Raw genomic sequence first — 10,087 nt, forward strand, 5'->3', positions numbered from 1 at the left:
GCCACGCTGTATTCGCCGCTGAAGCTGTTTGTGCCCGCGAGCGGTGTGTTTTTTCTGCTCGGATGTCTCAATTACGCACGCACCTTTTTGTCGTACGGACGCCTGACCAACATGAGCACGATGCTGTGGAGCGCGGCGGTGATCGTGTTCCTGATCGGTCTGGTTTCCGAGCAGATTACCGCGCTGATGTACCGTCAGGATGCCTGAGTCCAAGCGTATGCGCGTGCTGCTTGTCACACGCAATCTGCCACCGCTGGTGGGCGGCATGGAACGGCTTAACTGGCACATGGCCAAGGAGCTGAACCGGTTTGCACAGGTACTTGTTGTGGGTCCGAAAGGTTCAGCAGATCGCGCACCTGAGGGGGTTTTTGTCGAGGAAGTGCCTCTGAGACCTATCCCGATATTTCTGCTTCGCGCTTTCTGGCTGGCGTTACGGCGCGCACGTAGTTGGCGACCTCACTGGATTCTGGCTGGAAGCGGCCTTACCGCGCCGATCGTCAGACTTGTTTCAAGATCTGTGGGTGCTCGGGCGGGGATGTACGCTCATGGACTCGACTTGGCGCTGCAACATCCCGTGTACCGCCTTTTATGGTTTCCGGCGATAAGACGCATGGACGTGTTGATGGCCAATAGCAGTTCCACCCGGACGTATGCCATCCGGGCGGGGGTGCCGCATGCGCAAATCGAGATTTTGCATCCGGGAGTGGACATCCCATCGAAGCTACCCGATGCGCAGTCCGTGGCCAGGTTTCGCAAGGAATTCCAGCTTGGAGATCGCCGCGTACTTCTTTCCGTAGGCCGACTCACCGAGCGCAAGGGCATGCGAGAGTTCGTAGCTGACGTACTGCCTCGAATCGCGGAAGTTCATCCGGACATTCTGCTCATGGTTATCGGTGATACCGCCACACACGCCCTGCATGCACATTCGCAAACGCGGCAGAGCATTGAGGAGGCTGCCGCCGCCCATGGCGTGGCAGCGAATCTGCGATTTTTGGGGGTCATCACGGATCGCGAAAAGCTAAGTGTGGCCTATGCTTCTGCGGATCTTCATGTCTTTCCAGTGCGTGAGCGATCAGGTGATCCGGAAGGTTTCGGCATGGTCGCCATCGAAGCCGCAGCGCATGGACTTGCGACCGTTGCGTACGCCACAGGAGGGGTCGTCGATGCCGTTCACGAGGGCCATTCTGGTGTGTTGGTAGCGCCCGGAGACAGTGTCGCGTTCAGTGAGGCCGTCTTGTGTTTGTTGCGGACGCCGATGCCGGTCGATGCAATTCGGGAGCATGCAGAGCCTTTTTGCTGGGAGCATTTTGGCGCTTCCTTGCGGCGGATATTGCTGTCCATGAACCGGTCGGTACGTGATCGTGACAATGTCTGAGCCATGCCGGCAACCGCATGCTGTGCTCGATCTTGCTTCTCGCCACAAGAAGGGTTTGAAGATCGAACGTTTGCTTGGACTCGCGCCTACCTCCGAAGTGATCCGCATACTGGAGATCGGGACCGGTTCGGGTGGAATCGCCGGGTATTTCGCCCATCACGAAACCCTGAAATGCGCAGTGACCGCGGTGGATGTCGTGGATCAAAGGCAGGTGACAGATGGATTTGAGTTTCTGCAGGTCGCGGGTACTCGGCTCCCCTTTGCAGATCAAAGCTTTGACGTGGTGATCACAAATCATGTCATTGAGCACGTAGGGGACAAGCTAGCCCAGCTCGACCACCTGCACGAGGTGCGCCGTGTGATGGCATCCGACGGGGTCGGGTATCTGGCGGTCCCGAATCGCTGGATGCTGGTCGAGCCGCATTTTCGCCTGATGTTCCTCAGCTGGTGGCCGCATGCATGGCGGACCCCTTATCTGCGATGGATGCGAAAGGGCGATCGGTACGATTGCGAGCCGCTGCAGATGAGAAAACTCGAAAGCATGCTGGAAACCACTGGTTTGGCCTACCGCAATATGTGCCTTGATGCTTTGCGTGCAACTTTCAAGATCGAGCGACCAGACTCCGTCGGGAATCGCCTCCTGTGGGCGACACCCGACGTTCTTCTCAAGCCGTTCAAGCGCATGATTCCGACGCTAATTTACCGTATCCGGCCACTATGACAATGCATGTCACACGAGTACCCAAGGTATGGTTTCCCACGGTGCGTGCGGGCTCGGGTACCGACATATTCACGATGAGGCTTGTTGAGAGGCTGCACGAACGAGGATTGCAGGCGAAGATCACATGGCTTCCGCTGCGCGCGGAATATGCACCATGGTCTGTAATCGTGCCGCAACCACCGGAGTGGGCCAACATTGTTCATGTCAATACGTGGCTGCATCCGCGCTTTCATCCCAAAAATCTACCGATCGTCGCAACACTCCATCATTCAGTACATCATCCCGAGCTTGAGCGATACAAAGGCAGGCTTCGAGCGGCATACCATAATTACTGGATCAAACCTGTAGAGCGGTCAACCCTGCAGCGCGCGGAACGTGTGATCGCGGTCAGCCAATTTGCTGCGGAGGCGGCACGTGAAACTCTATTGGATATTCCGATGCAGGTGATACACAACGGCGTGGATATCGACAAGGTTCAAGCAAAGCGTAAGCAAGCACAGCAACATCCGTACCGGCTGCTCTATGTTGGCAATTGGGCTTCGCGGAAAGGAGTAGATCTTCTGGCGCCAATCCTGCGTGAGCTTGGCAATGAATTTGAATTGCTGTACACCGGCAACACTGCGGGCAGTGTGAAAGGGAATATGCGCGATATCGGACGGTTAACTGGATCCGGGGCGGTTGCAGCGGTCATGCAGGATGCTGATGCCTTGCTGTTCCCGTCACGAAGTGAAGGGTTTCCGCTGGTAGTCATAGAAGCCATGGCCAATGGTCTCCCGGTCATTACTACCAAGGATTCCTCCATGCCCGAGGCCATTGAAGATGGCGTGAGTGGCATTCTTTGTCCGCAGGATGACGTCGATGCATTCGTGGACGCCTGTCGCCGACTGGCCGCAGACCCCATGTTGCAGCAAAAGATGTCCGATGCCGCAAGAACCAAGGCGAAGCGCGTATTCTCACTGGACCTCATGGCTGACACTTATATCTCGATCTATCAGAGTTGCATAGACGGGCACAAATCCAACCAGGACGGACGCGAGTCGTGAGGATTCTGTTCGTGCTTCCACGAATCGTTTCGGGAGGTGTGGAGCGCGTGACGTTGAATCTCATCCGCCAGTTCGCTGCCGATGGTGTCGAATGTACTTTGGCATTGCGACGTGCTCACGGCGAGTTGCTGTACGAGGCGCATTCTTTGGTGAGAGTGGTGGAGCTGGCTCCGAACGGCTTGCATCAATTCGTTCCAGGGCTGTCGAAGTTGATTCGTGCCTGGCATCCTTCGCATATCATTACTGCATTCCCGGATGTTGCCTTCATGACCTGGATGGCCATGCGCATGTCCAGGTCCGATGCTTTTTGGGTACATGGCGTCCACAATTCGCATGCTTCAATCGTGGCGCGCAAGGGAGTTGTGGGCAAGTTGCGCCACCTGGGGGAAAATCGTATCGCTGGGTTTGTTTACAGGAACTCTGACGCGACAGTGGCCGTTTCGGATGGTGTGCGCGATGAAGTGCTGGAATGGTCCGGCGTCGACCCGGCTCGTGTCGTGACCATCCACAACCCGATCGTTACCGAGGGTCAGTTGCGCATCGTGGCTGAGCCACGTCATGCAGTGGACGAGCCCTTCAGCATCGTCGCGATCGGGCGGCTGGTCAGGCAAAAGGGATTCGATATCCTGATCAGGGCAATGGCAAAGGTGCCGCAACCATGGCGGCTCGATATCTGGGGTGAAGGGCCGGAGCGGGATCAGCTCACAAGTCTCATTGCCAGCCATGGTCTGGAGTCCATGCTGCAACTGCGAGGTTACACGGATGAGCCTTTCGAGATTTTGAGAAGGGCGGACCTGTTTGTGTTGTCTTCAAGGCATGAGGGTCTTCCGACCGTGCTTGTGGAGGCGCTTGCTTGCCAGTGTCAGATTGTTGCCACTGAATGTATGCATGGTCCAAAGGAGATCCTTCTGGATGGCAACTTGGGACGTTTGGTGCACGTGGAAGACATTGAGAGTCTTGCGGATGCCATTGAATCTGTCTGCTGTGGACGAGCCAGGACAGATCCGCGGTCGTTGCTCATGCGTGCGGGAGACTTCACGACGAAGGTGGCGTACGAAAAGTGGTGCGCGCTGTTGCAAGGACAACTGACGGTAGCTGATGCTTTCCGGAGTGGGTAGTGTCAGGGCATGGCGACCGTGACACGCTGAAGTGCCGGGTGGCTTCGTAGCTGCTTGACGCCATTTGGCGCCAACCATGCGTCAACGCGGTTGACGAGTCTGGCTGTCAAGCGGTTTGCATCGAGTATCTCTCTCGCCCATGCCAATCGGCCTTGAGCATGTGTCGGGCGTTGCTGTCCCGATTGTTCTTCCCATGTGAATTCGTAATCGGACTGCTGCACGTTGTCGCTCACATGTGCGATGCGTCTGGTAATAACCAATACGTACAGCTCATCGGGCGAGCGCACATTGATGCGCTTGCCGTCTTGGGGAGGCGATACGCGATACCAGTGGTGGATGTCGCAAAGTTCTGCGAGAAAAATCTCGGTGTCAGTAAAGCCATTGCTCTTCGAGTATCGGCTGAAGAAAAGCTCGGGTGAGAACTGGTAGAACCCATGGCCGCAAAAGCCATTGGCTGGAACGGCGTGCAGTATGGTTCCTCCAGGCTTGCACAATGAGGCGACGTTTCGAAGTGATTGCACAACGTCATAAATGTGCTCCGTGCAACCGAGATCAATAACCGTGTCGTATAGTTCTCGAATGGACTCGGGTATGGCCAGGTTCATATCCGCTACGATTGTCGCGCCTTCATAATCAGAATTGTCAATCGAATCGACATGGATGGCCCCGAAACTTCCAGTCAATAGTGATTCGCAATAGCCGTCCGAGCCTGACTCAATCCATTTTCGTGAGGCGCGGGGGCCGAGATGTATAGCCTGTCGTCCCAGTGTGATCACACGACCTAGCTTTCCATGGTTTTCCGTGACGTAACGAAGCAGGTTCAAAGAATGCTTATCAATGCCCATTGTTTGCAGTTATCCAGAATGTTTTGAAGAATCTATCAAGCGGGAACGCACGGCGAAGGCGGTGAAAGCGATTCCGATTATCGCCATGCTCCACTCCGAGCAAGCCAGAGCCAGTGGCATGCCGGTGGCGCCAAATGTCCTGGCAAGGATCGTAGCGGCGGCTACCAGAATCACCAGGCCAGCGACTTCGAATCCCGCGCGCATCCAAGGTCTGCCAAGTGCCATCAATACGCTCCCGGAAGTCATGCGCAAGGCCATGCCGGGCACAGCAAGCGTCAGGAAATGCAAGGTGTGTTCGATACCCTGATACTCCTTGCCGAAGAGCCATGTGAGTTCGGGCGCAATGAACCACAAAGCAGCTGCCACCGCGATACTGTAGGCAAGTGCTGCAATAAAGATACTGCGCACCAAGGGGATGGTGCGCCCAGGATCTGAATGTCCATCCTTGAACAAGCGCGGAAGCGCGGACAGGATCATGGCGATGATGGGTAGGGTGGCGGCGCCGATCACTCGCGCACCGGCTGCGTATACCCCGCTGTCAGCGAGAGGCAGAAGCTTTGTGGCCAACGTCTTGTCCAGTTCCGAAGGACTGGCGGTAGTGACGTTCAGAGCAGCATATCCAGCGGCTTCGCGCAACTCGGCCATGCTGGGCATGCGCCATTGTCCAGGCGCCGACCATGGCTCCGGCATGACGAGAGTTGTGAATGCAAGTGCTAGCACTGAGACCGTGAAATATGCATAAGCATAAACCGTTAGTGGTTGCGTCGGACCGAGCAAGAAAATGCCGGCAGCAGCGGTCAGGCGAAGCGCCAGTGGCAGTGTGGTCAGCAATTGGGAGCGTGCGACGCGGCCCAATGCGAGTTGTTCTGACGCCGGCAGCCCGAAAAGCGGCTGCAGCAGGGTCTCGGTGGCACCGATCGCAAGCAGTACGTGAAGTGGTACCGCCGCCTCGCGCAAGCCCGTCAGGCAGATTGTCATGAAGATCGCAAGAAGCAGCATCCCGAAAGCGAGCGTGCAGGGAACGGCATAGCTCATCACTCGTTCGCGGCGTGACGAATCACGTGACATTTCGCCCAGCAACACCAGGTTCATGCCGAATGTGGAGAGCGTTCCCATCATCACGGCAAGTGCTGCGACTCCAGCGAACGCACCATAGTCGTGCGGGCCGAGAAGTCGAGTAACCAGCAACAACGTGCCCGCCTGCACCAGTAGGCGAATGCCCAGCACCAAGGTGGTTCGTATTGTCCCGCGGGCGATCGGGCCTTTGTCGATGCGGTGGACATTTAGTCGCCAACGAGTCACGAAGGTTCAGCACGTGGCAGGTGCAACGAGCGACAACTTGATGGTTTTATGGAGGAGGCGCGCCATCGTGCAGACTTCAAACCATGCCCCGATTCAAATTGCCTAATCATGATCCAGAACCGCGCTTCAGTATGGACGACGTGGATGTGATCACGCGCGCCACTTCCGCATCGGACAATCCTGCCGAAAGCGGGAGGCTGACCGTCAGTCTCCCGGCTAGCATGGCATTGGGCCACTGTTTTGGCTCCCATGAAAAGCGATCGCTGTAATAAGGATGTTCGGGTATCGATAGGTAGTGCACGCCAGTTCCAATGCCGTGCTCGTACATGGCGTTGATTAATGCATCGCGCCCGATGCCGCAGAGAGACTCTTTCAGTTGAAGGGTGAAAAGGTGCAAAGCAGGCCGGGTGTCCGGCGCTGGTGCGGCGGGCAGCGACACGGGCAATTCAGTGAATGCCTCCATGTAGCGGTCCCAGATTTGCTTACGGCGCAGGTGGTTGTCTTCCAAGCGCGCAAGTTGATGGATGCCCAGGGCCGCCTGGATATCCATCATGTTGTATTTGAAGCCGGCCTCGACCACTTGATAATGCTTATAGCCCTGGTCACCGAAACGGTGCCAGGCATCCTTGCTCATGCCGTGCAGGGCGAGCATGCGAGCGCGGTCGATACGTGACTGTTCGCGGCCTATGATCATGCCGCCTTCACCCGTCACCACGTTCTTGGTGGCGTAGAAGCTGAAACAACCGAAATCACCAAAGGTGCCCGCCTTGCGGCCGTGGTATTCGGTCTCGATGGCATGCGCGCAGTCCTCGATGACGACTAGGTCGTATTTCTTGGCGATGGCCATGATCGCGTCCATGTCGCACGGCCGGCCGGCGAAATGCACGGGCAGAATGGCCCGCGTGCGCGGCGTGATGGCATCCTCGATCGCCGCCGGGTCGATGTTCATCGTCACTGGATCGATGTCGGCCAGTACCGGGGTCAGACCGGCGTGGATGATGGCGTTGACCGTGGCGCAGAAGGTCAGAGGCGTGGTGATGACCTCGCTTCCCGGTTCCAGGCCCGCTGCAACCATGCTCACGTGCAGTGCCGCGGTACATGAATTGACCGCGGCGACCTGGTCGGACCGGACGCCCTTGTATGCAGCGAAATCACGTTCGAATCGGGCCACGCGCGGTCCGGTACCCAGCCAGCCGGAACGCAGGCAGGCCTCGACTTCGGCGATTTCCTCTTCGCCGATATCCGGGGCGCCGAAGACAATGTACGGGTCGTTGCCTTGGCTCGATTCCGGTTTTTTGCCTGAAGGTTTCATGGCATGTGCATGGTGTGAATGAAGGACGTTGTCTGCCTGCAGGCGGGTGGGTGTACGGAAGAATTTCGACTCAGCATACCGCTGTATGGGCCAGATGCTGTTCTCCTGCTACGGACTGTTTTTGTGGGCGGCTTCAACACGGGTCTTGAGGTTGTCGATACTGCCCTGCAGTCGACCGCCTATGTTCAGGCGCTCGAGGGAGCGGATCTGACCTTGCGCCTCAGCCAGCTTCCCATCGCGCAGATACATGCGCGCAAGGGTGATGTGGTAGGCCGGCACGTCCGGAGCACGGGCGACCGCCTGTTCGGTCATGTGCAGGCCCAGGCTGTGATTGCCCATCACGTTCCAGGCGTAGTCGCCATAGGTGGCAAACAGGCGTGCATCCGGTTCGGGGTGGGACAGGGCCGCCTCGAAGGCTTGCTGCATGCGCTTTTGTGGTAATGGGCATAGCCCTTTGCGTGCACAGTCGGTGAGGGCGGCGAGTGAGCTTTCATCCTGCACGCCGGGTTTTTTTGCCTTCAGGCTGGCGATCATGCTGCCCCACCAGGCCGGCTTGATGGGGCGGTGCATGCGCGCGTTGAAGAAGATCAGCGCCTGTTGCGGCAGAATCGAGGAATCCGGGAGGCGCGCTGCACGTTCCAGCGGCGCATACACCATCGGCGTGAACGGCGAGGCCGGATCGTAATGGGAGTCGATAATGTAGATGCGGCCCAGTTCGTATTGCGCGCGCGGCGATGCGGGCGCGCGCGCTGCCAGGTCGCGCGCCAGCCGCAGCGGGCTGCCCCAGGCATAGGCCGTCAGCGCCGTCATCACGCTCCACATCAGCAACAGCGCAGCCAATACAGCCTGGCGAAGGCGGGCGTGAGGTTGCGCGGAAGGCACGGCCAGCAGCGGAATAATCGCAAGCATCAGGCCAAAGCTGGCGAAATAGTTGCGGTGCTCGTAGATCAGCTCCAGCGGAATGATGCTGCCGGTCAGCAGATGACAGCCCAGGAACAGGGCCAGGCCGAGTGCAACCAGGGGGCGTTTTTTGCGCCAGGCGAAAATCCCGACGACGAGCAGGCCGAGCACCAGGATGCTGGCCAGCGTGGTCCATGGATGGAGCAGCCCCGTGGAAACGTGGAAATCGTCGTGGTAGAAGCTCAGCCAGTGCGGAAGGGGCAGCAAGGTCCAGGCGATGTAACCGACCACAATGCGCGCTTCGCTCAGCAGCCGGGTGCCCAGGGTGAAGTCGCGCGTGGACCAGTTGTCCGGGTTCAGCACATGCGGGATCAGCCAGGCGAGGCCGATGAGCATCGGCAGCAGCAGCACGACCACGAACACGCTGAGTACGGATCGACTCCTGTGCGAGGCATCTGACGACTGGAATCGGAACACGATCCACTCGATCAGAAAGGCATACAGCGGCAGCATGACCGCGGTTTCCTTGGCGGTGATCCCTACGACGGTGGGGATGATCAGGCTGGCGATGCACAAGAGCAAGCCCTTGCCGTTGTGGCGTTCGGTGGACGGTTCCGATGTGTCTGGATGGAGGGTGGGCTGCAGCATCCGCAGACGACCAGCCACGTAGCCGACCAGCCCCAGCATCACGAACAGGTTGGCCAGGCTTTCCATGCGCTGCACCACGTACAGTACGCCTGTCAGATTGATCGGCAGCAGCATCCATGCCCCCGCGATGAGCGCGGCAACCACACCTTCCTGCGCGAGCAGAGGGGGCATCGGATCAGGAGGTTTGTTCCGCACGGATCGCAGCAGCATGCGCGCGAGGAAAAAGGCCAGGATCCCGTTGAGCAAATGAATGACCAGGTTGGTCAGTTTCCAACTGAAGGGGTGCAGGCCGCTGACCAGGTAGTTGGCGGCAAAGCTCAGCGAGGACAGGGGGCGCTTGAATAGGCTGGAGGGCGAGGACAGCGCGGCGCGTGTCAGGCTGGCCACGCTGGCATGGCTCGGCTGCACCCCCGGGTTTTCGACGATGTTGGGGTAGTCATCGAACAGCCAGCTCCCTGACAGGCCCGGCCAGTACACGAGGGTGGTGATCCCGAGCGCAATGAGCAGCAGCCATCGCCCAGGTTGGCGTGTGCGAGTCGGTGAAGTCATCGACAAAGACTAGACGGGCGCCGAGCCTGCACGCAAGACGGTCGATCTGTCTTGCGCCTGCCGGGGTCTATGGCTCCTTTGCATGGGTGTCCGCAGCGCCGGATGCCTGAGCCTTTTTCTCAATCGCACGGATCCTGGCGATGTCTTCGGCGTTGATGGCGCGGTCGTTGACCAGCAGCCTTCGCAGCAGGGGCAGGCGTGCATAGTTGGTGTCTTCCAGGGTGGCGATGGCCTGCTTGTACAACCCGGCGCTGACCAGATACTTGGCCTCCAT

The 10,087-nt window shown here is 58.4% G+C and carries 9 protein-coding genes and 1 pseudogene; 5 read left to right on the forward strand and 5 right to left on the reverse strand.

The genetic code is table 11. The features are described 5' to 3' along the window. From PF446_RS04270 to PF446_RS04290, 5 genes and pseudogenes are all read left to right on the forward strand, one after another. Nucleotides 1-207: pseudogene (locus tag PF446_RS04270) on the forward strand (glycosyltransferase family 2 protein); the annotation flags it as partial. 10 nt (nt 208-217) lie between these two features. Further along, nucleotides 218-1,375, forward strand: a complete 1,158-nt coding sequence (locus PF446_RS04275) for a glycosyltransferase family 4 protein (RefSeq protein WP_298070011.1) — start codon at nt 218-220, stop codon at nt 1,373-1,375. A gap of 22 nt (nt 1,376-1,397) precedes the next feature. Beyond that, nucleotides 1,398-2,096, forward strand: coding sequence for a class I SAM-dependent methyltransferase (locus PF446_RS04280; RefSeq protein ID WP_298070012.1), 699 nt, complete (start codon nt 1,398-1,400; stop codon nt 2,094-2,096). A 74-nt stretch (nt 2,097-2,170) separates the two neighbouring features. Next, nucleotides 2,171-3,139: a glycosyltransferase family 4 protein gene (locus PF446_RS04285; protein ID WP_298070013.1), complete on the forward strand. Its 969-nt coding sequence runs from the start codon at nt 2,171-2,173 to the stop codon at nt 3,137-3,139. After that, a complete protein-coding gene (locus PF446_RS04290) occupies nt 3,136-4,257 on the forward strand; it encodes a glycosyltransferase (protein ID WP_298070014.1) in 1,122 nt (373 codons plus the stop codon). Before PF446_RS04285 ends, PF446_RS04290 begins: the two co-directional genes overlap by 4 nt. A gap of 2 nt (nt 4,258-4,259) precedes the next feature. On the opposite strand, the gene PF446_RS04295 is transcribed toward PF446_RS04290, so the two are convergent. The 5 genes from PF446_RS04295 to PF446_RS04315 all read right to left on the reverse strand — a co-directional run. Beyond that, nucleotides 4,260-5,102 (reverse strand): hypothetical protein, encoded by an 843-nt coding sequence (locus tag PF446_RS04295; protein ID WP_298070015.1) that lies wholly within the window; start codon nt 5,100-5,102, stop codon nt 4,260-4,262. 9 nt (nt 5,103-5,111) lie between these two features. Further along, a complete protein-coding gene (locus PF446_RS04300; protein ID WP_298070016.1) occupies nt 5,112-6,404 on the reverse strand; it encodes an oligosaccharide flippase family protein in 1,293 nt (430 codons plus the stop codon). Nucleotides 6,405-6,510: 106 nt separating this feature from the next. Continuing rightward, on the reverse strand, nt 6,511-7,716 hold the full coding sequence (locus PF446_RS04305; protein WP_298070017.1) for a DegT/DnrJ/EryC1/StrS family aminotransferase: 1,206 nt from the start codon (nt 7,714-7,716) through the stop codon (nt 6,511-6,513). 108 nt (nt 7,717-7,824) lie between these two features. Beyond that, nucleotides 7,825-9,813 (reverse strand): hypothetical protein, encoded by a 1,989-nt coding sequence (locus PF446_RS04310; RefSeq protein ID WP_298070018.1) that lies wholly within the window; start codon nt 9,811-9,813, stop codon nt 7,825-7,827. 67 nt (nt 9,814-9,880) lie between these two features. Beyond that, nucleotides 9,881-10,087: hypothetical protein (locus tag PF446_RS04315; RefSeq protein WP_298070019.1), on the reverse strand; the 207-nt coding region annotated here is incomplete at its 5' end.

The organism is Oleiagrimonas sp. (assembly GCF_027858935.1).
Classification (GTDB): Bacteria; Pseudomonadota; Gammaproteobacteria; order Xanthomonadales; family Rhodanobacteraceae; genus Oleiagrimonas.